General features: G+C 56.8%; 1 pseudogene. It reads right to left on the bottom strand.

The window, feature by feature from the left end:
* Nucleotides 1–512: pseudogene (locus DVK07_RS21125) on the bottom strand (hypothetical protein); the annotation flags it as partial.

Below are 512 nucleotides of genomic sequence, written 5' to 3'. Positions count from 1 at the left end.
GTTCTCCCCTCTCTTCCCACTCCGGACGTGGCGTGGGGGACGGGAGTTCGTCAACCGCCGTTCGAAGTTCACCCTCTGTCGTCCACGGGAAACACCGTTTGTGGAGTTCGAATTTACGGAATTTGTTGAGATGGACCCAACTGTACGTTGCCGGCGCTTCGTCCGCATCTGCCCGGTCGTCGATCACATCCCATACCTCCTGTTCGTCGATGTCAAGACCGCTCTCTTGGGCGCGATCAACGAGCGACTCGACGTTTGCTTGGACTTCATCCGCCGACAAATCGTCTGTGAACGCTATCTCAAGGGCGGCCTGAACGACGTGCTGTGGCGAGTCAAGGTTCTCGTCAGTCACCCACGCGTAATCACGTGGGAACACGTGCGACTTGTCGAAATACGGCGGGTCATCGATCTCGCCCAATTCAGGCGCCTCCCCACCACTCTCCTTCTCGAAGACACCGACGATGTAGTCGCTGTACGTCGCGAGCAACGAAAACATGATATCGAACGTATTG

This window comes from Halorubrum sp. Atlit-26R (assembly GCF_003666015.1).
Classification (GTDB): Archaea; Halobacteriota; Halobacteria; order Halobacteriales; family Haloferacaceae; genus Halorubrum.
This window is presented reverse-complemented; position numbering and strand designations above follow the sequence as displayed.